The organism is Pseudomonas sp. PDM19 (genome assembly GCF_014852215.1).
In the GTDB taxonomy this organism is placed as follows: domain Bacteria; phylum Pseudomonadota; class Gammaproteobacteria; order Pseudomonadales; family Pseudomonadaceae; genus Pseudomonas.
On sequence record NZ_JACVBG010000004.1, the window covers coordinates 1 to 23,913 of the forward strand.

Below are 23,913 nucleotides of genomic sequence, written 5' to 3' on the forward strand. Positions count from 1 at the left end.
CGAACTCAGTAGTGAAACGACGCATCGCCGATGGTAGTGTGGAGTTTCTCCATGTGAGAGTAGGTCATCGTCAAGCTCCTATCCCAAGACCCCTGGTCAGCATCGCTGGCCGGGGGTTTTGCTTTTGTGGCGCGAAAAAGGACGCCGTTCGACATGGAAACGTTGATTTCTACCTTCATCCTGCTGGGTGTTCTGAGCCTGAGCGTCGGTCAGCTGCTCGCCTTCTGCCTGCTCGTGGCGCGGGCAGGGCCAGCTGCGATTCTCGCCCTGATCATCCCGGGTTTCGGCTTCTTTCTAGGGCGCCGGCACGGTATCTATAAATGGCTTCTGCTGCCTTACCTGGTGTGCATGGGCTGCTTCCTCGTCGCCATGATCATGGCCGGATGAGCGCCTGCAAATACTTGCCGCCTTAGCTGAGAGCAGGGCTCATAGCCCTCTAGAACAGCCATTTCAGCGTTATTCTCCCTTTCCTGCGGGTAGCGGTGTTCCTGTTACAAAGCCTCTGCTGCCACACTGATGGCATTTCATCCAACTGTCACATTCCAGTCATAGAGTCTTCATGCGGCCTGCCGATACTGGCCCCCGTTCCATCCAACCCCATTCTCCTTAAGGAGCAAGGCATGAAACTCAAGCGTTTGATGGCGGCCCTGACTTTTGTCGCTGCAGGCGTAGGCACCGCCAGTGCGGTAGCCGCGATCGATCCGGCCCTGCCGGACTACCAGAAAGCCAGCGGTGTGTCGGGCAACCTGTCGAGCGTCGGTTCCGACACTCTGGCCAACCTGATGACCATGTGGGCGGAAGAGTACAAGCGCCTGTACCCGAACGTTAACGTGCAGATCCAGGCCGCCGGTTCCTCCACCGCGCCGCCGGCTCTGACCGAAGGCACCGCCAACTTAGGTCCCATGAGCCGCAAGATGAAGGACGTCGAGCTGCAGGCCTTCGAACAGAAGTACGGCTACAAGCCGACCGCTGTTCCGGTTGCCGTGGATGCCCTGGCGATCTTCGTGCACAAGGACAACCCCATCAAGGGTCTGACCATGCAACAGGTCGACGCCATCTTCTCCTCCACCCGCCTGTGCGGCGGCAAGTCGGAAGTGAAGACCTGGGGTGACCTGGGCCTGACCGGCGACTGGGCCAACAAGCCCGTCCAGCTGTTCGGTCGCAACTCCGTCTCCGGCACCTACGGCTACTTCAAGGAAGAAGCCCTGTGCAAAGGCGACTACAAGCCGAACGTGAACGAGCAGCCGGGTTCGGCTTCCGTGGTTCAGTCGGTCAGCCAGTCCCTGAACGGCGTTGGCTACTCCGGTATCGGTTACAAGACCGCTAGCGTGAAGACCGTTGCCCTGGCCAAGAAGGAAGGCGGCGAGTTCATCGAAGACAACGAGGCGAATGCCCTGAACGGCACCTACCCGCTGTCGCGTTTCCTCTACGTCTACGTCAACAAGGCGCCAAACAAGCCGCTGAACCCGCTGGAAGCCCAGTTCCTGAAGATGGTGCTCTCCAAGACCGGCCAGCAGGTTGTCGTGAAAGACGGCTACATCCCGCTGCCGTCCAAAGTCGCCGAAAAAGCGATCAAGGACCTGGGTCTGTAATCAGCCCTTCAACCGGGCGGAGATCTCCGCCCGGCATGGGCTGACGCTTACTCGACCGAGCCCGCCAGCATGGCTCTGCTGGCGGGCTTTGTCGCGTCACCTCCATGTCATCTTTCTGTCATATAGGGCCGCTAGGGTGTCACTCCATGAACGACATGGCCAACTCCCCGATGACTTCTTCTCTCCCCGAGCGGATCGATTTCAATACGCCTGCCCTGCAGCGCAAGCGCCGTATCCGGGCGCTCAAGGATCGACTGACCCGTTGGTACGTCCTGGTCGGCGGGCTCGCCGTGCTGGCTGCCATTACCCTGATCTTCTTCTACCTCGCCTACGTCGTGCTGCCGCTGTTCCGCGGCGCCGAACTGGAGGCGCGTGACCCCCTCGCTCCGACCTGGCTGAAAACGGCCCAGGCGCCGCTGCTGCTGAGCATCGAAGAGCAGAACATGGTGGGCATGCGCGTCGCCGCCAACGGCGAAGTGGTGTTCTTCGACGCCAAGAAAGGCGACGAGATGGACCGCGTTGCGCTGAAGCTGCCCGCCGGCACCAGCGTCACCTCCATCGCCGAGGACCAGCCGGGTCATCCGACCGTCGCGCTGGGCCTGTCCAACGGCCAGGTGCTGGTGTTCAAGCACAACTACAAGGTCACCTACCCGGACAACAAGAAGACCATCACCCCGCACATCGACTATCCCTACGGCGAAGCGCCGATGAACCTGGATCCCCAGGGCCGTCCGCTGGAGCACGTGGCGATCGTCTCGGGTGACGACAGCCTGTTGCTGGCCGCGTCCACCGGCAGCGAGATGCTCCTGCTCGGCCTGACTCAGCAGGAAAACATGCTGACCGGCGAGAGCACCCTGCAGGAAGAACGCATCAACCTGCCGCAGATCGCCGATCCGGTGAAGGCCATCTACATGGACCCGCGCAAGCAGTGGCTCTATGTGCTCAATGGCCGCGCCCAGGCCGACGTGTTCGACCTGAACTCCCACCAGCTCAACGGCCGCTACAAGCTGCTGGATGACGCGTCCGCCGAAGTGACTGCCAGCAGCCAGCTGCTGGGTGGCATCTCGCTGATGGTCGGCGACTCCAAGGGCGGCATCAGCCAGTGGTTCATGGCCCGTGGCGAAGACGGCGAACCGCGCCTGTCCCACGTGCGTGATTTCAAGCTGGGCGACCAGCCGATCTCCAGCATCGCGCCGGAGCAGCGCCGCAAGGGCTTCCTGGCCATCGACAAGCAGGGCAACCTGGGCATTTTCCACAGCACCGCGCACCGTACGCTGCTGGTGGAGAACGTCGCGCCCTCCGCCGGCCCGATGGCCCTGTCGCCGCGCGCCAACCGACTGATCCTCGAGCAGGGCGGTGAGCTGCGTCGCTTCAGCCTGAGCAACCCGCACCCGGAAGTGTCATTCAGCGCGCTGTGGGGCAAGGTCTGGTACGAGAGCTACGACAAGCCGTCCTACGTTTGGCAGTCCACCGCCGCGACCACCGACTTCGAGCCCAAGCTGAGCCTGTCGCCGCTGACCTTCGGTACCCTGAAGGCCGCGTTCTACGCGATGATCCTCGCTGCTCCTCTGGCCATCGCCGCCGCCGTCTACACCGCCTACTTCATGGCTCCGGGCATGCGCCGCAAGGTGAAGCCGGTGATCGAGCTGATGGAAGCGCTGCCGACCGTGATCCTCGGCTTCTTCGCCGGCCTGTTCCTGGCGCCGTACGTCGAAGGCCACCTGCCGGGCATCTTCAGCCTGCTACTGCTTACCCCGCTGGGTATCCTCGCTGCCGGCCTGATCTGGAGCCGTCTGCCTGAGCGCATCCGCCTGAGCCTGCCGGCCGGCTGGGAAGCGGCGATCCTGATCCCCGTGGTCCTCGCCACCGGCGCCTTCGCCCTGTGGATGAGCCCGCACCTGGAGACCATGTTCTTCGGCGGCGACATGCGCCTGTGGATCAGCCATGACCTGGGCATCACCTACGACCAGCGCAACGCTCTGGTAGTGGGCCTGGCCATGGGCTTCGCGGTGATCCCGAACATCTTCTCCATCGCCGAAGACGCCATCTTCAGCGTGCCGCGCAGCCTGACCTACGGCTCCCTGGCCCTGGGCGCCACGCCCTGGCAGACGCTGACCCGCGTGGTGATCCTGACCGCCAGCCCGGGCATCTTCTCCGCGCTGATGATCGGCATGGGCCGCGCCGTGGGCGAGACCATGATCGTGCTGATGGCCACCGGCAACACCCCGGTCATGGACGTGAACATCTTCCAGGGCATGCGCACCCTCGCGGCGAACGTCGCGGTGGAAATGCCCGAGTCGGAGGTGGGCGGCACTCACTACCGCGTGCTGTTCCTCTCGGCACTGGTCCTGCTGTCCTTCACCTTCGTGATGAACACCCTGGCAGAGCTGATCCGTCAGCGCCTGCGCAAGAAATACGCGTCGCTCTAAGCGACGCCCGACGAGGCTACGTTCCGTGAAACAGAAACAGGAATCCGTCAAAGCGTGGTTTGCCAGCGGTTCTCCCTGGGTGTGGATGAACGCGGGTGCGGTGTCCATCGCCGTGATCATGACCATCGGCCTGCTCGCCGTGATCGCCGTGCGCGGTCTCGGCCACTTCTGGCCGGCGGATGTGATCGAAGCGACCTACACCGTCCCCGGTGAAGCGCCCAAGACCCTGATCGGCGAAGAAGTCCAGGTCGAGCAGGTGCCGCGCGAACGTCTGCGCGGCGCCGGTCTGCCGGTGCCGGACAATGGTCCGGAGTTCATGACCCGCGAACTGCTCAAGCTGGGCAACCGTGACCTCTACGGCAGCGACTTCTCCTGGGTGATCGGCGAGTGGCTGACCGACCGTCGTCACCCGGCAGACCTGGTCACCCTGGAGCGCCGCGAGTGGGGCAACTTCTATGGCTACCTGCTGAGCGTGAAGGAAAACGGCAAGGTGGTTGCCGAAGGTCCGGGCGCCATGGCCGAGCTGCAGACCCGTCTCAAGCGCGTTGATGAGCTCTACAGCAAGCTGTACCGGCTGGAGAAGAAGGACATTGGCGGCATCAACCATGGTCTGGAGCGCCTGCGCCTCAAGGAACGTGGCCTGCAGCTGAACAACAAGCTGGATGCCACCGCCGAGGCCGACATCGCCGCCGGCCGCGCCGAGCTGAACGCCCAGTACAAGGTGCTGGAAGAACAGCTCAACGGCCTGCACCAGGAGTTCAACCGCGACAGCATCGTCATGCGCGACGCCACCGGCCAGCAGACCGAAATCAGCGTCGGCAAGCTGGTGCATGCCTACCAGCCGAACCAGATGGGCGTGGCCACCAAACTGAGCTTCTACTTCAAGAAGCTGTGGGAATTCCTCAGCGATGACCCGCGTGAAGCCAACACCGAGGGCGGTATCTTCCCGGCCATCTTCGGCACCGTGATGATGACCCTGGTGATGGCCGTGATCGTCACCCCGTTCGGTGTGATCGCTGCCGTCTACCTGCGCGAGTACGCCCGCCAGGGCCTGCTGACCCGCATCATCCGCATCGCGGTGAACAACCTCGCGGGTGTTCCGGCGATCGTCTACGGCGTGTTCGGCCTGGGCTTCTTCGTCTACGTGCTGGGCGGCTCGCTCGACCGGATGTTCTTCCCCGAAGCCCTGCCGGCGCCGACCTTCGGCACGCCGGGGCTGTTCTGGGCCTCGCTGACCCTCGCCATCCTCGCGGTGCCGGTGGTGATCGTGGCCACCGAAGAAGGCCTGGCGCGCATCCCGCGGGCCACCCGAGAAGGCTCCCTCGCCCTGGGCGCAACCAAGGCCGAGACCCTGTGGAAAGTGGTCCTGCCGATGGCCAGCCCGGCGATGATGACCGGCCTGATCCTCGCCGTGGCCCGTGCCGCCGGTGAAGTGGCGCCGCTGATGCTGGTGGGCGTGGTGAAGCTGGCTCCGGCGCTGCCGGTGGACGGCAACTACCCGTACGTGCACCTGGACCAGAAGATCATGCACCTGGGCTTCCACATCTATGACGTCGGCTTCCAGAGCCCGAACGTCGAGGCCGCGCGCCCGCTGGTGTACGCCACCGCGCTGCTGCTGGTGATGGTGATCGCCCTGCTGAACTTCTCGGCCATCGCCATTCGTAACCGCCTGCGCGAAAAGTACAAGGCGCTGGAAAACTGATTCTGCAGGCGGCGGGCCGTGCCCGCCGCCTGGCCTCCCAAGGAGACTGAACATGCAACATGACACCGCATCCCACGGCATCGATATCGGCGCGCTCGGCCGCGGCGACCGCCATGGCATGAACCTGGAAAGCGAGACCGTCGCCCTCGAAGTGCCCGGCCTGAGCCTGTTCTACGGCGAAAAGCAGGCGCTGTTCGACGTCAGCATGAACATTCCCAAGCAGCGCGTGACCGCCTTCATCGGCCCGTCCGGCTGCGGCAAGTCGACCCTGCTGCGTTGCTTCAACCGCATGAACGACCTGGTCGATGGCTGCAACGTGAAGGGCGAGATCCTCCTGGACAGCCACAACATCTTCGCCAAGAACGTCGACGTCGCCGAACTGCGTCGCCGCGTCGGCATGGTGTTCCAGAAGCCCAACCCGTTCCCCAAGAGCATCTACGAGAACGTGGTGTACGGCCTGCGCATCCAGGGCATCAACAAGAAGCGCGTTCTCGACGAAGCCGTCGAGTGGGCGCTCAAGGGCGCTGCCCTGTGGGATGAAGTGAAGGATCGCCTGCACGAATCCGCCCTCGGCCTCTCCGGTGGCCAGCAGCAGCGTCTGGTCATTGCCCGCACCATCGCCGTGGAGCCGGAAGTCCTGCTGCTCGACGAACCCTGCTCGGCACTGGACCCGATCTCCACCCTGAAGATCGAAGAGCTGATCTACGAGCTGAAATCCAAGTTCACCATCGTCATCGTGACCCACAACATGCAGCAGGCCGCACGTGTCTCCGACTACACGGCGTTCATGTACATGGGCAAGCTGATCGAGTTCGGCGATACCGATACCCTGTTCACCAACCCGGCCAAGAAGCAGACCGAAGACTACATCACCGGTCGCTACGGCTAGTCTCGCGGTATTGCGTGCGCGGTAGAACTTCCCGGAGAACATCACAAGCCAGCGGCCCGGCGCCTGCGGCTTTCGCGGAGCGAACATGATCAACAAAGAAAGCCTCACCCACCACATCTCGCAGCAGTTCAACGCCGAACTGGAAGATGTGCGCAGCCACCTGCTGGCCATGGGCGGCCTGGTGGAGAAGCAGGTCAACGACGCGGTCAACGCGCTGATCGACGCCGACTCGGGCCTGGCCCAGCAGGTGCGCGAGATCGACGACCAGATCAACCAGATGGAGCGCAACATCGACGAGGAATGCCTGCGCATCCTCGCCCGCCGCCAGCCGGCTGCCTCCGACCTGCGCCTGATCATCAGCATCTCCAAGTCGGTGATCGACCTCGAGCGCATCGGCGACGAAGCCTCGAAGATCGCCCGCCGCGCCATTCAGCTGTGCGAGGAAGGCGAGTCGCCGCGCGGCTACGTCGAGGTGCGCCACATCGGCAACCAGGTGCGCAAGATGGTGCAGGAGGCGCTGGACGCCTTCGCCCGTTTCGACGCCGACCTCGCACTGTCGGTTGCGCAGTACGACAAGACCGTCGACCGCGAATACAAGACCGCCCTGCGCGAGCTGGTCACCTACATGATGGAAGACCCGCGTGCCATCTCCCGCGTGCTCAACGTCATCTGGGCGCTGCGTTCGCTGGAGCGCATCGGCGACCACGCGCGCAACATCGCCGAACTGGTGATCTACCTGGTGCGCGGCACCGACGTCCGCCACATCGGCCTGACTCGCATGAAGGAAGAGGTGCAGGGCACCGCTGGCAAGGCCGACAAGGCCGAATAAGCCAGACGCCCGTACCAGAACGGACCCGGCCATCGCGCCGGGTTCGTCATTTTATGGCCGAGCGGTCCCTCACCAATGGCATGTAGCCACCCGGCAAGGCTATCCTTCGCCCTATCGTTTTCGGGAGATGCCGATGGGCAAGGTCAGTGTGCTGGTCGTGGATGACGCTCCGTTCATCCGTGACCTGGTGAAGAAGGGACTGCGGGACCATTTCCCCGGTCTGCAGATCGAAGAAGCGGTCAACGGCCGCAAGGCGCAGCAGTTCCTCGCGCGCCAGGCCGTGGACCTGATCCTCTGCGACTGGGAGATGCCTGAGCTGTCGGGTATCGAGCTGCTTACCTGGTGCCGCGAGCAGGACCACCTGAAGACCACGCCCTTCATCATGGTCACCAGCCGCGGCGACAAGGACAACGTGGTGCAGGCCATCCAGGCCGGCGTCTCCGACTTCATCGGCAAGCCGTTCTCCAACGACCAGCTGGTGAGCAAGGTGAAGAAGGCGCTGTCGCGCGCCGGCAAGCTGGAAGCCCTCGCGGCCCAGGCGCCGCAGCGCAGCCTGGTCGGCTCCATGCCCAATGACTCCCTGGCTGCTCTCACCGGCGGCAAGGCCGAGGTAGTACGCCCGGCGGCCGCGCCCGCTGCGCCGCGCCCGGCGGCTCCGGCACCGGCTGCCGCCGCTCCGGCCGCCCGCAGTGGCGCCAAGGGTCAGCAAGGCCAGCTGCGCCTGCCCTCGGCGAGCCTGCCCTGTGTGATCAAGGCGCTCAGCCTCAAGGAAGCGCTGCTGGTGGTGAAGCGCGGTACGCCGCTGCCCCAGGTGCTGGAAAGCGCCGTGCTGGACCTGGAAGAAGACAGCGACGTCGCCCGCCTCAACGGCTACCTGCATGCCGTGGCAGCGCTGGAGCCCAAGCCGGACAGCGAGTGGCTGCAACTGACCTTCCGCTTCGTCGACCGCGACCCGCAGAAGCTCGACTACCTGTCCCGCCTGATCGCCCGCGGCAGCTCGCAGAAGCACTACGTGCCCGGCGCCTGATCCGGTTACAAATCCGCCCGCCGGCAACCGGGACTGTTTCACAGGCCGACCGGCGGCAGGTCGCGACACACGGGCGACGCTGCTAGTCTTGCCAGCGTCGCCATACCTATAACCAGAGTCGACATGCTAGGGCGCAGTATCCTCCTGTGCGGTCTTCTGGCCGCATCCGGGACGGCTTCGGCCGTGACCATCTACAAGTACACCGACGCCAATGGCGTGGTCACCTACACGGACAAGGCCGTGGCGGGTGCGGCTGTCTTCGTTTTCCGCGATCGCATGGTCGAGCACCTGGAAGAACAGGTGAAGCTGGAGACGAAGAAGCACGCCGGCGGCGAGACCCTGCAGGTGCGCAACGACCTGTACGCACCGGTGGAAGTCGAGCTGAGCGTGACCGGTGTGCAGAACGCCGTGGGCGCGCCGGAGCGGCCGATCCGCTGGGTGCTGCCGCCGCGCAGCTCGATTCGCCTCGCCACCCTGGCGCCGCTCGATCCCGCCAGGCCGCTGCGCTACAAGCCCAAGCTGCGCTATGCGCTGGGCGATCCGCGACTGACGCCGTTGTCCTACCAGTACGCGCTGCCATGGACCGGCGGGCCGTTCCGCCTGACCCAGGGCGCCAATGGCCGCTACAGCCACTTCACGCCCAAGGGCCGCTATGCCATGGATATCGCCATGCCGGTAGGCACGCCGATCATCGCGGCGCGCGGCGGTACCGTGGTGAAGGTCGAGAACGGCCAGAGCGGGCGCGGCAAGAACCCCTCCGGCAACTTCGTGCGGATACTGCATGACGACGGCACCATGGGTGTGTACCTGCACCTGATGCGCGGCTCGGTGCTGGTGCGCGAGGGCCAGCGCGTTGGTACCGGCACGCCGCTGGCGCAGTCGGGCAACACCGGCAATAGCAGCGGCCCGCACCTGCACTTCGTGGTGCAGCGCAACGTCGGCCTGGCGCTGGAGTCGATTCCCTACGACTTCTCCCAGCCGGTGGATACGCTGCCGAATTTCGCGGTGGTGAAGGGCAACTGATTCGCTTCTTTCGCGTCCGCGTGGGCACGCTTTACTGCATGCCCATGACGCATGGCGCAGACCTGTAGGAGCGGGCCATGCCCGCGATCGCGCGCATGGCGCGCTCCTGCAGTCGAGCATTTGCCAACGAAAAAGGCTGCCCGGGGGCAGCCTTTTTCATTCAGGGCAAAAGACTCAGTCGAGCTTCACCACCTTGGCGAGGACAATCTTCGGGCCTTTCATCTTCTTCACGATGATGCGCAGACCTTCGGTATCCAGCACTTCCTCTTCTTCCGGCACTCGCTTGAGGGTGTCGTAGACCAGGCCGGCGAGGGTGTCCGCCTCGACGTGGTCCAGGTCCAGGCCCAGCAGGCGTTCCAGCTTGAACAGTGGCGTGTCGCCGCGCACCAGCAGCTTGCCGGGCTGGTAGGCGACGATGCCGCGCTCGGCCTTGCGGTGTTCGTCCTGGATGTCACCGACCAGCACTTCCAGCACGTCTTCCATGGTCAGGTAGCCGACGACCTTGTGGTCGGCTTCCTCCACCAGCGCGAAGTGCGAGCCGCCCTGGCGGAACTGCTCCAGCAGGCGGGCCAGCGGCAGGTGCTTGGTGACCATTTCCAGCGGGTGGGTCAGCTCGTCGAGGTCGAAGGACTCCGGCAGGCTGTCCAGCGTGGCCAGGGCCAGCAGCAGGTCCTTGATGTGCAGCAGGCCGATGAACTCGCCATTCTCGCTGTCGTACACCGGGTAGCGGCTGTACTTGTGGCGGCGAATGGTGGCGAGGATGTCGTCCAGCGGGGCGCTGCGCTCCAGGAAGACCAGGTCCTCGCGGGAGTTGGCCCAGTCCACCACTTCCAGCTCGCCCAGCTCCACTGCCGAGGCCAGCACGCGCATGCCCTGGTCGCTGGGGTCGTGGGCGCGGCTGGAGTGCAGGATCAGCTTGAGCTCGTCACGGCTGTAGTGGTGCTCGTGGTGAGGGCCCGGCTCGCCTTGCCCGGCAATCTTCAGGATGGTGTTGGCGCTGGCGTTGAGCAGCCAGATCGCCGGGTACATCGCCCAGTAGAACAGGTACAGCGGCACCGCCGTCCACAGCGACAGCAGCTCCGGCTTGCGGATTGCCCAGGACTTGGGCGCCAGCTCGCCGACCACGATGTGCAGGTAGGAGATGATGAAGAACGCAGTGAAGAACGACACGCCGCGGATGACTTCCTCGGAGTGCACGCCGACCGCGGCCAGCAAGGGCTCCAGCAGCTCGGCGAAGGCCGGCTCGCCGACCCAGCCCAGGCCCAGTGAGGCGAGGGTGATGCCCAGCTGGCAGGCGGAGAGGTAGGCGTCGAGCTGGTTGTGCACCTTGCGCAGGATGGTGCCGCGCCAGCCGTGCTGGTTGGCGATGGTCTCCACGCGGGTCGAGCGCAGCTTGACCATGGCGAACTCGGCGGCGACGAAGAAACCGTTGAGCACGACGAGGAACAGGGCGAACAGGATCAGGCCGAAATCGGCGAAATAGGTGAGGAAGTTGCTACTAGGGGAAGGGTCCATGGTTCTGTTGGTTCAAGAATGGACGGACAAGAATGCGGTTCGCGGGGCCTGGCTGGCAAGCCCGTCTATACCAGAGTCGAAGTCGGACACCGTTATGCGCGGCTCTCGATCTGCTGCGGCGGGAAATGGCAGGTGAAGCTGCTGCCCTTGCCCGGCACGCTGCTGATGTCCAGGGTGCCGCGGTGGCGCAGCAGCACGTGCTTGACGATTGCCAGGCCCAGGCCGGTGCCGCCGGTGCTGGCATTGCGGCTGGAGTCGACGCGATAGAAGCGCTCGGTCAGGCGTGGCAGGTGCTTGGGATCGATGCCGATACCGCTGTCCTGCACGGCGAGGTGCGCGCCTTGCTCGTCGGCCCACCAGCGAATGCGGATCTCGCCTTCCTCGGGGGTGTACTTCACGGCGTTGAACACCAGGTTGGAGAAGGCGCTGCGCAGTTCGGCCTCGCTGCCCTTGAGCTTGACCTTCGAATCCGCCTCCAGGCTGATGCGATGGCTGCGCGCGCCGGACAGCGCCTGGGCGTCGTTGCGGATCGACAGCAGCATCAGGTCCACCGCCACCGGCTTGTTGTCCGCCGGGTAGTCGGTGGCTTCCAGCTTGGCCAGCAGGAGCAGGTCGTTGAGCAGGTTCTGCATGCGCCCGGCCTGCTGCTGCATCTGCTGCAGCGCGCGGGTCCAGCGCGGGTTCACGTCCTCGACGTTATCCAGCAGCGTCTCCAGGTAGCCGGCGATCACCGTCAATGGCGTGCGCAGTTCGTGGGAGACGTTGGCGACGAAGTCCTTGCGCATCTGCTCCAGTTGATGGACGCGGGTCACGTCGCGCACCAGCATCAGGTGCTCGCCGGCGCCATAGAGGGTGATGTGGAACTGCAGGCGCAGGTTGTCGTTGATCGGCGAGGAGAGCTCCAGCGGTTCGCGGTAGTCCTCGCCCTCGAAATATTCCTTGAAGCGCGGATGGCGCACCAGGTTGGTCACCGGCTGGCCGCCGTCCTGTGGGCTCTTCAGGCCCAGCAGGCGCTCGGCGGACTGGTTCCACCATTCCAGGTTGCCGTCGCGGTCGAGCAGGATCATGCCGTCGCGCAGCGCCGCGGTGGATTCCTGCATGCGGTCGATCACCGCCTGCAGGCGCCCGCGGGCGCGCTGGTTGCGTCGCTGCAGGTGGTAGATGCTGTCGAACACCTCGCCCCACAGGCCGTAGCCATCGGGCGGGGCTTCATCGGGCTGGTGGTTCTTCAGCCACTTGTGCAGGCGCAGCAGCTGCCAGGTCGACCAGCCGAGATAGCCCGCCAGCGCCACGGCGATGGCCCAGCCGTACTGGCCGGTGATCAGGCCGAGCAGCGCGCCGGCGGCTACGACTAGCAGCAGGTGGCGTATCAGCACGCCACTCCAGTTCTGGGTCACGAAATTCCGTTCCTTGTGCCCGCCAGATGAGAAGCCGGGTCAGCTTTTGGTCGAGAAACGATACCCGGTGCCGCGCACGGTCTGAACCAGATTTTCGTATACCTCGCCCAGGGCCTTGCGCAGACGGCGGATGTGCACGTCGACGGTGCGCTCCTCGACGTAGACGTTGCCGCCCCAGACCTGGTCCAGCAGCTGGCCGCGGGTGTAGGCGCGCTCCTGGTGGGTCATGAAGAACTGCAGCAGGCGGTATTCGGTCGGGCCCATCTCGGCGGGCTTGCCGTCGATGGTCACGCGGTGGCTGATCGGATCGAGCATCAGGCCGCCGACTTCGATCGGCGTTTCGCTGTCGCCGGCGCCGGTGCGGCGCAGCACGGCCTTCAGGCGGGCAACTAGTTCGCGCGGGGAGAAGGGCTTGGTGATGTAGTCATCCGCGCCGACTTCCAGACCCTGGATCTTGTTGTCCTCTTCGCCCTTGGCGGTGAGCATGATGATCGGGATCGCCGAGGTCAGCTCGTCGCGCTTGAGGCGGCGGGCCAGTTCGATGCCGGAGGTGCCCGGGAGCATCCAGTCGAGCAGGATCAGGTCCGGCTTGCGGTCGACGATCACCGCGTGAGCCGTCTGGGCGCTGTCGGCCTCCAGACATTCGTAGCCGGCCATCTCCAGGGCCACGGCGATCATTTCCCGGATCGGAGCTTCGTCATCGACGATGAGGATTGTCTTGCCAACCATGCTGAGGCCTCAGAATTTCTGTAATGCGCCGCATTAGATAACGGAAATATTTCATGAATGTGACACCGCGATGGTAGCTGAGCCTCGTGCCAGAGCGCTCGTCTATGCTCATGGGGTCGCCGCGCGCTTACCACGCGGCACAAGCGGAACCCACCGGCCTGGTCGGCGGTGTGCCCGGCAGAGAGCCTGCCGGAGTTTTGCGATGACGGTAGTGAGTGCGTTGTCGACGTCCCCTGGCCGGCCCTGCCTGCATTTCCGCCCGCCTTTGCGCCGGTGCTCGCGCCGTTTCCACCTCACCAGAGGAGAAGTGTTTATGAAACTGCTATTCCCGGCCCTGGCACTGGGCCTGATGCTGCCGGCGATGTCCGCCCTGGCCGCGGCGCCCGGCATGGAGAAGAACGGCATGCTGGTCGATGCCAAGGGCATGACGCTCTACACCTTCGACAAGGACAGTGGCGGCAAGTCGATGTGCAATGGCGGCTGCGCGCAGAACTGGCCGCCCCTGATGGCCTCAGCTGACGCCAAGGCGATGGGCGACTGGACCATGATCAAGCGCGAAGACGGCACCGTGCAGTGGGCCTACAAGGGCAAGCCGCTGTACACCTTCGTGCAGGACAAGAAGGCCGGCGACATGGCCGGCGAGGGCAAGATGGGCGTCTGGCACATGGCCAAGCCCTGATGTGATCCGCATTTCCCTGCAGGAGCGGGCCACGCCCGCGATCGCGCGCATGGTGCGCTCCTGCAGGGGCCCCGATCAGCGCAGGGCGAAGTCCAGCACGGTGCCGAGGAAGATCGCCAGCCCCGCCCAGTGGTTGTGCAGGAAGGCCTTGAAGCACTTCATCGGCTCGCGGTCGCGGGTCGAGTGGAACTGCCAGGCGAAGCAGCCCGCCGCCACGGCCAGACCCAGGTAGTAAGTCAGGTGCATCGCCAGCTTGTTGCCGGCCAGGATCAGCAGCAGGAGCATCAGGCCCTGCAGGCTCAGGTTGATCACCCGGTCGGCGTCGCCGAAGAGGATCGCCGTGGACTTCATGCCCATCTTCAGGTCGTCCTCGCGGTCGGTCATCGCGTAGTAGGTGTCGTACGCGACTGTCCACAGCACGTTGGCGAAGAACAGCAGCCAGGCCACCGCCGGCAGCGTGCCGCTGGCCGCGGTGAAGGCCATCGGGATACCCCAGGAGAACGCCGCGCCCAGCACCACCTGCGGGTAGTAGGTGTAGCGCTTCATGAAGGGGTAGAGCGCCGCTACCGCTGCGCCGCCGAAGGACAGCCAGATGGTCTGCTCATTGGTGCACAGCACCAGCAGGAAACTCAGCCCCAGCAGCGTGAAGAAGGCAATCCAGGCCTCGCGCACGGTGATCTTGCCGGTCGCCAGCGGGCGCGCCTTGGTGCGTTCGACATGGCCGTCGAGCTTGCGGTCGGCGAAGTCGTTGATCACGCAGCCAGCCATGCGCATCAACACGGTGCCGAGGATGAAGATCACCAGGTTCTTCACGCTCGGCACGCCGCCGCTGGCCATCCACAGCGCCCACAGTGTCGGCCAGAGCAGCAGGTAGATGCCGATCGGCTTGTCCATGCGCGTCAGCTGGATGAAGTCCCAGGCGCGGGGATGCAGGCGGGCGAGGGGTTTGATCAGGGCGACGAACATGGCGGCCTCCGGAAAACGATCCGGGAATTATACGGGCTGTTGTTCCACGCGGTGCCACAGCGATGGCAGGAAAACCTCGGCGACCAGCACGCCCAGGCCGTCGCGACTGAAGCAGGAGCGACGGCCCCACAGGCGCTCGGCGCGCACCTCCGCCGGCAGGCTCGCCGCTGGGTAGCGGCAGACCTCGATGGGGCCGCGCTGGAAGGCGCGGTCGCTGAACAGCAACTCACCCAGGGAGCGCGTGCCGAGCAGGCGCAGGTCGAAGCCCGAGCCTTCCAGCGCCGAGCGTGCGGCGACGCTGCGGGCAAATACCCAGGGTGTGCCGTGGCCTTTCAGGTAGACCTCGCGAACCCAGCCCTGGCTGCCGTCCGGCACACCCAGCGCGGCGCACTCGTCGGTACGCAGGCGGTGCCAGCCCTCGGCCAGCGGCTGCACGGCGAAGTTATCGGCGGAGAGAGCCGTCAGCCGGCGCGTCAGCGAGCCTTCGTCGAACAGCCAGTCCACGACCTGGGCGGCGGGAGCGGGGTGCAACTGGGCGGAAGTGAGCCAGCGGGGCGGATGGATCAGGGCGGCTTCGGGCACGGCTTGGACTGCGGTTGGCCAGGGACGCGGCAGCTTAACATGGCGCCTTTGCGCGGCCGATTGCGTTGTCCGCAAGAGTGCATTACGCCAGACCCCACCAAAGGTTTGGCCAGCCGCCCGGCGTTTTCCATGGGGCTTGCGCCGCAAGCCCATCGCCAGTACAAAGCCGGACATTGGATGCACCGACGTCCAAGCGACAAGAACATGAGGGTGATAGCTGATGAAGAAGTGGCAGTGCGTGGTTTGTGGCCTGATCTATGACGAGACCAAGGGCTGGCCGGAAGAGGGCATCGCCGCCGGTACCCGCTGGGAAGACGTGCCGGAAGACTGGCTGTGCCCCGATTGCGGCGTCGGCAAGCTGGATTTCGAGATGATCGAGATCGGCTGATCCTTGCCCGGATCGATTCCCGCGACGGCGGCCTTCGGGCCGCCGTCTGCGTTTGCGCACCCCGCAAGCCCGCGCCTGACGCGGTAGACTGGAGGCGCGCCGGGTTGACCCTGCTGACGGAGCCCGGCGTCGCGCCCGCCGTTGGCCGGTGCGCGCCGATACGTTAGCTTCACCGGGCAATCGCAGGAGGGCTTGGCTGATGCGCAAATGGCAATGCGTGGTCTGTGGCTTCATCTACGACGAGGCACTGGGCCTGCCGGACGAGGGCATCGCCCCCGGCACGCGCTGGGAGGACATCCCGGCGGACTGGGTGTGCCCGGATTGCGGCGTGGGCAAGATCGATTTCGAGATGATCGAAATCTCCTGAGCCCCTGCCCGAACGAATTTATGCGGCGGCCCCACGGCCGCCGTGCCGTCTTTACGAAATGGCGTGTTTTGAGGTGAGAGAGCAATGAGCGACAACGCACCGCTGGTGATCATCGGAACCGGCCTCGCCGGCTACAACCTCGCCCGCGAGTGGCGCAAGCTGGACAGCGAGACGCCGCTGCTGCTGATCACCGCCGACGACGGACGCTCCTACTCCAAGCCGATGCTCTCCACCGGCTTCTCCAAGGACAAGGACGCCGACGGCCTGGCCATGGCCGAGGCGGGCGCCATGGCCGACCAGCTCAAGGCGCGCATCCTCACCCATACCCGTGTCACCGGCATCGATCCGGGCCACCGGCGCATCTGGATCGGCGAGGAAGAGATCCACTACCGCGACCTCGTGCTGGCCTGGGGCGCCGAAACCATTCGAGTGCCGGTCGAGGGCGACGCCCAGGACCTGATCTTCCCGATCAACGACCTGGAAGACTACGCGCGCTTCCGCAGTGCCGCCGCCGGCAAGCGCCGCGTGCTGCTGCTGGGCGCCGGCCTGATCGGCTGCGAGTTCGCCAACGACCTCTCCAGCGGCGGCTACCAGCTCGACGTGGTGGCGCCCTGCGAGCAGGTCATGCCCGGCCTGCTCCATCCGGCCGCCGCCCAGGCGGTGCAGCAGGGGCTGGAAGGCCTCGGCGTGCGCTTCCACCTCGGCCCGGTGCTGAACAGCCTGGTGCGCGCTGGCGACGCCCTGGAAGCGCACCTCTCCGATGGCCAGGTGATCCCCTGCGACCTGGTCGTCTCCGCGGTCGGCCTGCGCCCGCGCATCGACCTGGCCGCCGCCGCCGGCCTGGATATCAATCGCGGCGTGATGGTGAACCGCGAACTGCGCACCTCCCACGCCAACATCTATGCCCTGGGCGACTGCGCCGAGGTCGACGGCCTCAACCTGCTCTATGTGATGCCGCTGATGTCCTGTGCCCGCGCGCTCGCGCAGACCCTGGCCGGCAAACCGACGCCGGTGGCCTACGGCGCCATGCCGGTGACCGTGAAGACGCCGGTGTGCCCGCTGGTGGTATCGCCGCCGCCGCGTGGCAGCGAGGGCGAATGGCGGGTGGAAGGCTCTGGCCCGGACCTCAAGGTGCTTTGCCGGGATACCGCCGGTCGATTGCTCGGCTATGCCCTGACCGGGGCCGCCGTGAGCGAAAAACTCTCCCTGAACAAGGAGTTGCCGGCACTACTGGCGTGACAGGCGTCGCCAATGGCGTTTTTGCCTTGGGAAAGTGCCCGCAAATTGTCAGACGATACTGGCGTACCAGCTTTCGGCGTGCCATTCTCCCCCCGTCTGCCGCAGCCTAGAGCCTGTACGGCAAGCCTGCGGTGCCTTGGGCGCTGTTGGGAAGACAGCACGGACACAACAACAACAAACCGTCAAAGAGGCATTTATGCGTAAACCAGAACTCGCCGCCGCGATCGCCGAGAAGGCCGACCTCACCAAAGAACAAGCCAACAAGGTGCTGAACGCGCTGCTGGATGAAATCACTGGCGCGCTCAACCGCAAGGACAGCGTTACCCTTGTCGGTTTCGGTACCTTCGTTCAGCGCCACCGTGGCGCCCGTACCGGCAAGAACCCGCAAACCGGCCAGCCGGTCAAGATCAAAGCCAGCAATACCGTTGCCTTCAAACCGGGCAAGGCGCTGAAAGACGCCGTCAACTGATCGCGTCTGACCCGGAGCCAGAGCGGCTCCGGGTTGCCTCCTCCAGTTACATAATCCCTCCAAAAGACCGGATGTAGTCCGTTTTCAAACTGGCTACAATGCGCAGACTATTGTCTCGAACGTCGAGGTTTGTGCATGAAATTCCGTCTACTCCTGTGGATGCTCGGTCGCCTGATGGCCAAGGCCAGCCGCGAAAACCCGGCGTTCCAGAAGCAGCTCGAAGGCAAGGACCTGGTGTTCCAGCTCCACACGCTCGACGGCAAGGTCGCCCGCCACTACATCGTCAAGGACCTCAAGGTCAGCGCCCGTCGCGGCACCCATCCGCAGCCGGCCTTCGCGCTGGGCTTCAAGGACGGCGCCTACGGCTTCGCCACCATGACCTCGAAGAACCCGCAGCTGGCCTTCATGCAGGGTATCCAGAACAAGGACATCCAGATCCAGGGCAACCCCGGCCTGGTGATCTGGTTCCAGGGCCTGGTGAAGTACCTCAAGCCGAAGAAGAAAGCCGCGCCGGGCAGCGACAAGAAAGCCGCCTGAGGCCCTTTCGACGAACAGAAAAAAGGCCCCTTCGAGGGGCCTTTTTCATGTCTGCATCGCGACGGCTTCAGCGTTGGTACATTCAATGCGCGGGATTGAACTGGCTGGCCAGCTCGCGCAGCACCGCTTCGGCGTCGAGCACCTTGCGCACGGCGTCTTCGGCCTTCTCGCGGGGGATGTCCAGGCGATCCAGCAGGTCCTGTGGAATGTCGGTCTCCGGGCCGCTACCGATGCCGTGGTTGCGCAGCAGGCGGGTCGCCAGACAGACCAGGTTGGCGTAGGCCGAGCAGTCACCGGCGTAGGACGGGTCGTGCTGGAAGCGCAGCGCGGTGTAGATCTCTTCCGGCATGTCCCAGGTGCGCATCAGCCAGGCGCCGATCTGCTCACGGGTGATGCCCAGCAGGTGCTGCTCGACGAGGTTGTGCTCGACGTGCGGGTTCACCTCCAGATGCCGGCAGATCAGCGAGAAATGCGGCGGGAAGATGTGTGCCAGGACCAGGTAGCCAATGCTGTGCAGCAGGCCGCCGAGATAGGTCAGGCCGGCTTCCGGGCGCTCGGCGCGCGGCACGGCACGGGTCAGGCCCTCGATCACCGCGGCGGTGTAGATCGCCTGGTGCCAGTAGGGCGTGGCGTGCTGCGGCTGGTCCTTGGGCAGGCTCAGGGTCTTGCCCAGGGCCAGGCCCAGGGCGAGGTTGATCACCAGGTCGAAGCCCAGTACGCGGACGATGGCGTCCTCCACCGAGCGGATCTTGCCGGGCGCGGCGTAGTAGGGCGAGGCCGCCCAGCTGACGACCTGCGCGGCCAGCGCCGGGTCGGTCTCCACCACGCCGGTGATGTCGTCCACGGTGGCGTTGGGGTCGACGCGCAGCTTGATGATCTTCTGTGCGGTTTCCGGCAGCGGCGGAATCTCGATGGTTTCCTCGAGGCGCTGCTGGATGCGGCGGGCGGTGAACGCCTGCACGGCCTGGGTGATTTCCTTGCGGTCGTCGTCCGGGCGGTCGAGGTTCGGCCGGATCGATTCCAGCGCCACGCCGAAGCGCGCCGCGCTGGCTTTCTCCAGCAGGCTGCGGAAGGACGCGGTGGGAATCTCCAGCAACGTGCCGGCTGCGCCGGACTCGATCAGCAGCTGGGGTTCCTGCAGCAGGCGCTCGTCATACAGGCACGGCGAGCTGGTCAGCGGCGGCAGCGCCGGCAGGCGGCCGAGCTGGTGCTTGCCGAGCATGCGCTCCAGGCGATCGGGCTTGACCGCCACCAGCTTGCGGCCGGTGAGTTCGGCCAGGCGGTTCAGGTCCAGCAGCTGGCTTTGCGGGAACAGCACCAGCAGGGTGCCGACGGCATCTTCCAGCAGGCTGGCCTGTACCCGGCGCGAGGCCGCAAGCGTAGTGACATCGCAGACTTCGCGAGACGGTATGCCCAGCTTGGCGAGCAGCTGCAGGATGACCTCTGGGGCCTGCGAGGAGTCGGATGGGGCGCGTGCGGCGTCGCTCATGAATGTGATCCGGTTATCAACGGCTGGGTCGGAGTATAACCACGCAGTCAGCGTGACCGAGCAGTCAACTGACCGATGAAAGTGAAATAGATCACACTTGTCCGTATTGCTGCCCGTGTCTCAGCCAGCGTGCCAGCAACGGGCTGACCGATTGCGGCCAGTGTGCCAGCAGGGCCTGGGCGGCATCGCGCACCGCCGGCAGCAGGTCGGCGTCGCGCATCAGGTCGGCCACCTTGAATTGCAGCAGGCCCGTCTGGCGGGTGCCGAGCATTTCGCCGGGGCCGCGCAGCTCCAGGTCCTTTTCGGCGATGACGAAGCCGTCGCAGGTCTCGCGCATGATCCCCAGGCGCTCGCGGCCGATCTGCGACAGCGGCGGGTGGTAGAGCAGCACGCAGTGGCTCGCCGCGCTGCCCCGGCCGACGCGGCCGCGCAACTGGTGCAACTGAGCCAGGCCCAGGCGCTCGGGGTTCTCGATGATCATCAGGCTGGAGTTGGGCACGTCCACGCCGACCTCGATCACCGTGGTGGCGACCAGCAACTGCAGCATGCCTTCCTTGAAGGCTTCCATGACCACGGCCTTGTCCGCCGGCTTCATGCGCCCGTGGATCAGGCCGACGCGCAGTTCGCCCAGCGCCGAGGAGAGTTCTTCGTAAGTGGTTTCCGCAGCCTGGCAGGTGAGTTCTTCGGATTCCTCGATCAGCGTGCACACCCAATACGCCTGACGGCCTTCGGCGCAGGCGGCGCGCACCCGCTCGATCACTTCGATTCGGCGGCTGTCGGCCACCAGTACGGTGTTTACCGGGGTGCGGCCGGGCGGCAGTTCGTCGAGGATCGAGGTGTCGAGGTCGGCGTAGGCGCTCATTGCCAGGGTCCGCGGGATGGGCGTGGCGGTCATGATCAGCTGGTGCGGGCAGAGCCGGCCGTCGACGCCTTTCTGGCGCAGGGCGAGGCGCTGCTGCACGCCGAAGCGATGCTGCTCGTCGATGATCACCAGGGCCAGGCGCTTGAACTTCACTTCGTCCTGAAACAGCGCGTGGGTGCCGACGATCATCGGCGCGCCGCCGGCGATCTGTTCCAGCGCGCTGGCGCGGGCCTTGCCCTTGAGCTTGCCGGCCAGCCAGGCGACTTCGATGCCCAGCGGTTGCAGCCACTTGGTGAAGTTGAGGAAGTGCTGCTCGGCAAGAATCTCGGTCGGCGCCATCAGCGCCACCTGATAGCCGGCTTCCAGCGCCTGCAGGGCGGCGAGGGCGGCGACCACGGTCTTGCCGGCGCCGACGTCGCCCTGCACCAGGCGCAGCATGGGTTCGGGCTGGGCGAGGTCGTAGGCGATCTCCGCGCCGACACGCTGCTGCGCGCCAGTGGGCTTGAAGCCGAGGTTCTTCAGGTACAGAGCCGGCAGGCGCTTGGCCGGCGGCAGCTGCGGCGCGGCCTGGGAACGCACGCTCTCGCGCAGGCGTTGCAGCGACAGCTGGTGAGTCAGCAGTTCCTCGAAGGCGAGACGGTGCTGGGCCCAGTGGCGGCCTTCGGCGAGCTCTTCCAGGTCGGCGTCCGGCGGTGGCCGGTGCAGGTAGCGGATGGCTTCGTCCAGCGGGCCCAGGCGGTAGTCGCGGGCCAGTTCCGCCGGCAGCCAGTCCGGCAGGCTCGACGGGCCCAGGCGCGCCAGGGTCTGCTCGCTGAGCTGGCGCAGGCGCTGCTGGGTGAGGCCTTCGGTGGTCGGGTAGATCGGCGTCAGCGTCTGCTCCACCGGCGCCGCGGCGGCGTCGGTGAGCGAGCGATATTCGGGGTGGTAGATCTCCAGGCCCGAAGCGCCGGGGCGAGCCTCACCGTAGCAACGCAGGTGCGTGCCACGCTTGAGGTTCTCCTTCTGCGCCTGGCTGAAGTGGTAGAAGCGCAGGCTCAGGGTGCCGGTACCGTCCTGCAGGCGCACCAGCAGGCTGCGCCGCTTGCCCATTACCACGTCGGAGCCGGAGACCACGCCTTCGACGACCGCATCCTGCCCCGGACGCAGGGCGCCGATAGGGGTGATGCGGGTGCGGTCCTGGTAGCGCAGCGGCAGGTGGAAGAGGATGTCCTGGAGATTCTCCAGGCCGACCTTCGCCAGCTTCTCTTCCAGCGCGGCGCCCACGCCCTTGAGCGCGGTGACCGGGACGTTCGACAGATCGGTCATGCCGGTTCGGCTTCACCCTTGACGGTCGGCTTGGCGACCGAGCACAGGCGGATCGAGTCGGCCAGCACCTCGATGGCGCGCGGGCGCGGGAAGCTCGCGCGCCAGGCGATGGCGACGGTGCGGAAGGGGACCGGCGCGCTGAACGGGCGCACTTCCAGCACGCCCGGCGCGTAGTGGTGGCTGTCCACGGCGGAGAACGGCAGCACCGACACGCCAAGGCCGGAGGCGACCATGTGGCGGATGGTTTCCAGCGAGCTGGATTCCACCGTGGTGTGCCTGTTTTCGCCGCCCTTGTGGGTGGTCGGGCAGGCTTCGAGCACCTGGTCGCGGAAGCAGTGGCCTTCGCCGAGCAGCAGCAGACTCTTGTCGTTGAGCAGCTCCGGGTCGATGGTCTTTTTCGCGGTCCATTGGTGGTCCGCCGGCATCAGCACATAGAAGGGCTCGTCGAACAGCTGCAGGGTCAGCACGTCGGCTTCCTGGAACGGCAGCGCGATGATGATCGCGTCCAGCTCGCCGGTGCGCAGCTTGTCGCGCAGGATGTGGGTGAAGTTTTCCTCGATGTACAGCGGCATCTGCGGGGCGACCCGGTGCAGCTGCGGGATCAGGTGCGGGAACAGGTACGGGCCGATGGTGTAGATCGCACCGACCTTGAGCGGCGAAGTCAGCTGGTTCTTGCCGGCCTGGGCCAGTTCACGGATGCCCTGGGCCTGCTCGAGGACCTTCTGCGCCTGCGCCACGATGCCTTCGCCGACCGGGGTCAGGCGCACTGCACTCTTGCTGCGCTCGAAGATCAGTACGCCGAGCTCGTCTTCCAGCTTCTTCACGCCCACCGACAGGGTCGGCTGGCTGACATGGCAGCGCTCCGCGGCGCGGCCGAAGTGTTGCTCCTGGGCAAGCGTGACGATGTAGCGCAGTTCGGTAAGGGTCATGGCGACTAAGTCCGTTGAGGTGGCCCAAGCATAGCGGCTGCACCGCCGCGAACCAACCGCGCTAAACTGCCGAGCTTTGATTCGCGGAGCCAAGCATGAGCAAGAGCACCTTCCCCAGCCTGATGATCGTCGGTTGCGGCGATGTCGGCAGCCGCCTGGGACGCCAACTGGCCGCCCGTGACTGGCGCGTCCACGGCCTGCGCCGCAACGTGGCCGCGCTGCCGCTGGAAGTGCTGCCGGTGGCCGGCGACCTGGGCCAGCTCGAATGCCCGGACACCTGGCCGGTGGGCAAGCTGGACTACCTGGTGTTCTGCGCCGCCGCGACCCAGCACGATGAAGCCGGCTATCGCGCCGCCTACGTCGAAGGCCTGCGCAACACCCTGGGCTGGTTGCAGCAGCGTGGACAGCTGCCCAAGCGCCTGCTGTTCGTCTCCAGCAGCGGCGTCTATGCCCAGCGCGATGGCGAATGGATCGACGAGACCTCGCCCGCCGAAGCCCAGAGTTATTCGGGCAGCGTGATGCTCGAGGCCGAGCAGGTGGCGCTGCAGAGCGGTATTCCCGCCAGTGTCGTGCGTCTCACCGGTATCTACGGCCCCGGCCGCGAGTGGCTGCTCAAGCAGGTGCGCGAGGGCTACCGCGTCGCCAGCGAGCCGCCGCTGTACGCCAACCGTATCCACGCCGAGGACGCCGCCGGCCTGCTCGCCGCACTGCTGGAAGCCGACCGCAGCGGTGTCGCGCTGGAAGACTGCTACATCGGTGTCGACAACGACCCGGCGGCGCTGCACGACGTAGTCGGCTGGCTGCGCGCGCATCTGGGCGTCACCCACTGGGCCGACGAGCAGACCGTGCGCCGCGCCGGCAGCAAGCGCTGCAGCAACGCCCGCGCCCGCGCGCTGGGCTGGGAGCCGCGCTACCCGAGCTTCCGCGAAGGCTACGCGGCGATCCTCGCCGGCAAGCAGGACTAAAAGG

The 23,913-nt window shown here is 65.7% G+C and carries 23 protein-coding genes; 15 read left to right on the forward strand and 8 right to left on the reverse strand.

All coding sequences use genetic code 11. From position 1 onward, the window contains the following. Positions 1 to 153: 153 nt before the first annotated feature. From IB273_RS22245 to IB273_RS22280, 8 genes are all read left to right on the forward strand, one after another. The gene (locus IB273_RS22245) at positions 154 to 387 is read left to right on the forward strand and encodes a hypothetical protein (protein ID WP_081515131.1); all 234 of its coding nucleotides are present in this window, start codon (positions 154 to 156) and stop codon (positions 385 to 387) included. Positions 388 to 620: 233 nt separating this feature from the next. Beyond that, complete coding sequence (pstS, locus tag IB273_RS22250) at positions 621 to 1,592, forward strand: phosphate ABC transporter substrate-binding protein PstS (RefSeq protein ID WP_024762034.1); 972 nt, start codon at positions 621 to 623, stop codon at positions 1,590 to 1,592. 395 nt (positions 1,593 to 1,987) lie between these two features. Next, positions 1,988 to 4,021, forward strand: a complete 2,034-nt coding sequence (locus IB273_RS22255; RefSeq protein WP_192225392.1) for an ABC transporter permease subunit — start codon at positions 1,988 to 1,990, stop codon at positions 4,019 to 4,021. A 25-nt stretch (positions 4,022 to 4,046) separates the two neighbouring features. Next, positions 4,047 to 5,723 carry a phosphate ABC transporter permease PstA gene (pstA, locus tag IB273_RS22260; protein ID WP_151188738.1) on the forward strand — a complete coding sequence of 559 codons (1,677 nt, stop codon included), beginning with the start codon at positions 4,047 to 4,049 and terminating at the stop codon, positions 5,721 to 5,723. Between the two features lie 52 nt (positions 5,724 to 5,775). After that, positions 5,776 to 6,612 carry a phosphate ABC transporter ATP-binding protein PstB gene (pstB, locus tag IB273_RS22265; protein ID WP_081515134.1) on the forward strand — a complete coding sequence of 279 codons (837 nt, stop codon included), beginning with the start codon at positions 5,776 to 5,778 and terminating at the stop codon, positions 6,610 to 6,612. Positions 6,613 to 6,697: 85 nt separating this feature from the next. Beyond that, positions 6,698 to 7,441: a phosphate signaling complex protein PhoU gene (phoU, locus tag IB273_RS22270; protein WP_045217747.1), complete on the forward strand. Its 744-nt coding sequence runs from the start codon at positions 6,698 to 6,700 to the stop codon at positions 7,439 to 7,441. Between the two features lie 133 nt (positions 7,442 to 7,574). Continuing rightward, complete coding sequence (locus IB273_RS22275; RefSeq protein ID WP_081515135.1) at positions 7,575 to 8,468, forward strand: response regulator; 894 nt, start codon at positions 7,575 to 7,577, stop codon at positions 8,466 to 8,468. Between the two features lie 123 nt (positions 8,469 to 8,591). Then, complete coding sequence (locus tag IB273_RS22280; RefSeq protein WP_081515136.1) at positions 8,592 to 9,491, forward strand: peptidoglycan DD-metalloendopeptidase family protein; 900 nt, start codon at positions 8,592 to 8,594, stop codon at positions 9,489 to 9,491. 174 nt (positions 9,492 to 9,665) lie between these two features. Here IB273_RS22280 and IB273_RS22285 read toward each other — a convergent pair whose 3' ends face one another. From IB273_RS22285 to phoB, 3 genes are all read right to left on the reverse strand, one after another. Then, positions 9,666 to 11,006, reverse strand: a complete 1,341-nt coding sequence (locus IB273_RS22285) for a hemolysin family protein (protein ID WP_192225066.1) — start codon at positions 11,004 to 11,006, stop codon at positions 9,666 to 9,668. Positions 11,007 to 11,098: 92 nt separating this feature from the next. After that, on the reverse strand, positions 11,099 to 12,403 hold the full coding sequence (gene phoR / locus IB273_RS22290) for a phosphate regulon sensor histidine kinase PhoR (protein ID WP_081515138.1): 1,305 nt from the start codon (positions 12,401 to 12,403) through the stop codon (positions 11,099 to 11,101). Between the two features lie 39 nt (positions 12,404 to 12,442). Beyond that, positions 12,443 to 13,132: a phosphate regulon transcriptional regulator PhoB gene (phoB, locus tag IB273_RS22295; protein WP_054910046.1), complete on the reverse strand. Its 690-nt coding sequence runs from the start codon at positions 13,130 to 13,132 to the stop codon at positions 12,443 to 12,445. A 313-nt stretch (positions 13,133 to 13,445) separates the two neighbouring features. Between phoB and IB273_RS22300 the strand changes: the two genes are divergently transcribed. Next, positions 13,446 to 13,811, forward strand: a complete 366-nt coding sequence (locus tag IB273_RS22300; protein ID WP_192225067.1) for a hypothetical protein — start codon at positions 13,446 to 13,448, stop codon at positions 13,809 to 13,811. A gap of 75 nt (positions 13,812 to 13,886) precedes the next feature. Here the strand turns inward: IB273_RS22300 and ubiA are convergent, their stop codons facing one another. Then, positions 13,887 to 14,777, reverse strand: a complete 891-nt coding sequence (ubiA, locus tag IB273_RS22305) for a 4-hydroxybenzoate octaprenyltransferase (protein ID WP_081515140.1) — start codon at positions 14,775 to 14,777, stop codon at positions 13,887 to 13,889. A gap of 27 nt (positions 14,778 to 14,804) precedes the next feature. Continuing rightward, on the reverse strand, positions 14,805 to 15,344 hold the full coding sequence (locus tag IB273_RS22310; RefSeq protein WP_167523300.1) for a chorismate lyase: 540 nt from the start codon (positions 15,342 to 15,344) through the stop codon (positions 14,805 to 14,807). Positions 15,345 to 15,579: 235 nt separating this feature from the next. Between IB273_RS22310 and IB273_RS22315 the strand changes: the two genes are divergently transcribed. The 5 genes from IB273_RS22315 to IB273_RS22335 all read left to right on the forward strand — a co-directional run bounded on the left by IB273_RS22315 (position 15,580) and on the right by IB273_RS22335 (position 18,359). Then, positions 15,580 to 15,747 carry a rubredoxin gene (locus IB273_RS22315; RefSeq protein ID WP_015479573.1) on the forward strand — a complete coding sequence of 56 codons (168 nt, stop codon included), beginning with the start codon at positions 15,580 to 15,582 and terminating at the stop codon, positions 15,745 to 15,747. A 199-nt stretch (positions 15,748 to 15,946) separates the two neighbouring features. Then, the gene (locus IB273_RS22320) at positions 15,947 to 16,114 is read left to right on the forward strand and encodes a rubredoxin (RefSeq protein ID WP_017520693.1); all 168 of its coding nucleotides are present in this window, start codon (positions 15,947 to 15,949) and stop codon (positions 16,112 to 16,114) included. 84 nt (positions 16,115 to 16,198) lie between these two features. Then, positions 16,199 to 17,353, forward strand: coding sequence for an NAD(P)/FAD-dependent oxidoreductase (locus tag IB273_RS22325; RefSeq protein ID WP_081515142.1), 1,155 nt, complete (start codon positions 16,199 to 16,201; stop codon positions 17,351 to 17,353). A gap of 196 nt (positions 17,354 to 17,549) precedes the next feature. Next, positions 17,550 to 17,822, forward strand: a complete 273-nt coding sequence (locus tag IB273_RS22330) for an HU family DNA-binding protein (RefSeq protein ID WP_017520695.1) — start codon at positions 17,550 to 17,552, stop codon at positions 17,820 to 17,822. A 135-nt stretch (positions 17,823 to 17,957) separates the two neighbouring features. Next, positions 17,958 to 18,359: a helicase gene (locus IB273_RS22335; protein ID WP_081515143.1), complete on the forward strand. Its 402-nt coding sequence runs from the start codon at positions 17,958 to 17,960 to the stop codon at positions 18,357 to 18,359. Positions 18,360 to 18,441: 82 nt separating this feature from the next. On the opposite strand, the gene IB273_RS22340 is transcribed toward IB273_RS22335, so the two are convergent. The 3 genes from IB273_RS22340 to IB273_RS22350 form a co-directional block, all read right to left on the reverse strand. Further along, the gene (locus IB273_RS22340) at positions 18,442 to 19,848 is read right to left on the reverse strand and encodes an aminoacyl-tRNA deacylase and HDOD domain-containing protein (RefSeq protein ID WP_192225068.1); all 1,407 of its coding nucleotides are present in this window, start codon (positions 19,846 to 19,848) and stop codon (positions 18,442 to 18,444) included. A 91-nt stretch (positions 19,849 to 19,939) separates the two neighbouring features. Further along, positions 19,940 to 22,015, reverse strand: a complete 2,076-nt coding sequence (recG, locus tag IB273_RS22345) for an ATP-dependent DNA helicase RecG (RefSeq protein WP_151188733.1) — start codon at positions 22,013 to 22,015, stop codon at positions 19,940 to 19,942. Next, positions 22,012 to 22,944: a hydrogen peroxide-inducible genes activator gene (locus tag IB273_RS22350; RefSeq protein ID WP_081515145.1), complete on the reverse strand. Its 933-nt coding sequence runs from the start codon at positions 22,942 to 22,944 to the stop codon at positions 22,012 to 22,014. Before IB273_RS22350 ends, recG begins: the two co-directional genes overlap by 4 nt. A 95-nt stretch (positions 22,945 to 23,039) precedes the next feature. Between IB273_RS22350 and IB273_RS22355 the strand changes: the two genes are divergently transcribed. After that, entirely contained in the window at positions 23,040 to 23,909 is an 870-nt protein-coding gene (locus IB273_RS22355) for an NAD-dependent epimerase/dehydratase family protein (protein WP_081515146.1), read from the forward strand. The last annotated feature ends 4 nt before the right edge of the window (positions 23,910 to 23,913 follow it).

Coding starts and splice junctions, on each gene's coding strand:
- recG (WP_151188733.1), bottom strand. CDS start 22,015: ATGACCGATCTGTCGAACGTCCCGGTCACCGCGCTCAAGGGCGTGGGC.
- IB273_RS22285 (WP_192225066.1), bottom strand. CDS start 11,006: ATGGACCCTTCCCCTAGTAGCAACTTCCTCACCTATTTCGCCGATTTC.
- IB273_RS22300 (WP_192225067.1), top strand. CDS start 13,446: ATGAAACTGCTATTCCCGGCCCTGGCACTGGGCCTGATGCTGCCGGCG.
- pstB (WP_081515134.1), top strand. CDS start 5,776: ATGCAACATGACACCGCATCCCACGGCATCGATATCGGCGCGCTCGGC.
- IB273_RS22315 (WP_015479573.1), top strand. CDS start 15,580: ATGAAGAAGTGGCAGTGCGTGGTTTGTGGCCTGATCTATGACGAGACC.
- phoU (WP_045217747.1), top strand. CDS start 6,698: ATGATCAACAAAGAAAGCCTCACCCACCACATCTCGCAGCAGTTCAAC.
- IB273_RS22340 (WP_192225068.1), bottom strand. CDS start 19,848: ATGAGCGACGCCGCACGCGCCCCATCCGACTCCTCGCAGGCCCCAGAG.
- pstS (WP_024762034.1), top strand. CDS start 621: ATGAAACTCAAGCGTTTGATGGCGGCCCTGACTTTTGTCGCTGCAGGC.
- IB273_RS22320 (WP_017520693.1), top strand. CDS start 15,947: ATGCGCAAATGGCAATGCGTGGTCTGTGGCTTCATCTACGACGAGGCA.
- IB273_RS22350 (WP_081515145.1), bottom strand. CDS start 22,944: ATGACCCTTACCGAACTGCGCTACATCGTCACGCTTGCCCAGGAGCAA.
- IB273_RS22355 (WP_081515146.1), top strand. CDS start 23,040: ATGAGCAAGAGCACCTTCCCCAGCCTGATGATCGTCGGTTGCGGCGAT.
- IB273_RS22280 (WP_081515136.1), top strand. CDS start 8,592: ATGCTAGGGCGCAGTATCCTCCTGTGCGGTCTTCTGGCCGCATCCGGG.
- IB273_RS22330 (WP_017520695.1), top strand. CDS start 17,550: ATGCGTAAACCAGAACTCGCCGCCGCGATCGCCGAGAAGGCCGACCTC.
- IB273_RS22325 (WP_081515142.1), top strand. CDS start 16,199: ATGAGCGACAACGCACCGCTGGTGATCATCGGAACCGGCCTCGCCGGC.
- IB273_RS22335 (WP_081515143.1), top strand. CDS start 17,958: ATGAAATTCCGTCTACTCCTGTGGATGCTCGGTCGCCTGATGGCCAAG.
- IB273_RS22245 (WP_081515131.1), top strand. CDS start 154: ATGGAAACGTTGATTTCTACCTTCATCCTGCTGGGTGTTCTGAGCCTG.
- IB273_RS22275 (WP_081515135.1), top strand. CDS start 7,575: ATGGGCAAGGTCAGTGTGCTGGTCGTGGATGACGCTCCGTTCATCCGT.
- phoB (WP_054910046.1), bottom strand. CDS start 13,132: ATGGTTGGCAAGACAATCCTCATCGTCGATGACGAAGCTCCGATCCGG.
- ubiA (WP_081515140.1), bottom strand. CDS start 14,777: ATGTTCGTCGCCCTGATCAAACCCCTCGCCCGCCTGCATCCCCGCGCC.